Raw genomic sequence first — 683 nt, 5'->3', positions numbered from 1 at the left:
TTTTGCAAAAAATCCTCTTCTAAACGAGTATTTAGAAAAAATAAAAAATCTTCAAGTGCATCAAATCTTTCCTTGTCAAATAAAAAATAAGTTTTATGATTTGTGATATTTCTTTCATTGTATAAAAGATAGGATATAATATCGTTATTTAAATTTAAAACAATTCGACTAGCTTTTCTTGAAAGTTCCTCATCTTCATCTAGGAATGAATAAATAGTTAAAGTTCTTATATCTTCAATACTAGCTTGTATCATCTTAAGATTTTTAATAATCATTTGTGTAACTTTTTCTTGATTATAGTTTTCTTTGCTTAAATTCTTAGCATATTCTAATTCTTCCTTACCTTCGTTTTCACTCCATTTGATTAAAGCACTAAGATTTTCTCTTGCTTTGCTTTCATTATCTTCTTTAAACTTTAGAGCTTCATGGATAAACTCATAAACACTACTAACAACTGCAATAAAAACTAATACAATAAAAACTATAATAGAAATTTTTTTTGATATTTTAAGCAATTTTTTTACCTTTAAAGTTAGTATTATTTATTATAGCATTATTAGATACAATCTTAAAATCTTCTTTTATATCATCTATAATGGTATTGCTTTGTTTTGTATTGTTTTCTTGATTTGAATTTTCATCTTGATTTAAATTTTTATTTATTTCTTTGTTTTTATTTTTAT

1 protein-coding gene is annotated in these 683 nt (G+C 22.4%); it reads right to left on the bottom strand.

The genetic code is table 11. The features are described 5' to 3' along the window. On the bottom strand, window positions 1–515 hold a 515-nt coding region (locus AJ932_RS00660), incomplete at its 3' end, for a hypothetical protein (protein ID WP_186820603.1). Between the last annotated feature and the right edge of the window lie 168 nt (window positions 516–683).

This window comes from Campylobacter sp. BCW_6873 (assembly GCF_001762365.1).
Lineage (GTDB): Bacteria > Campylobacterota > Campylobacteria > Campylobacterales > Campylobacteraceae > Campylobacter_D > Campylobacter_D jejuni.
This window is presented reverse-complemented; position numbering and strand designations above follow the sequence as displayed.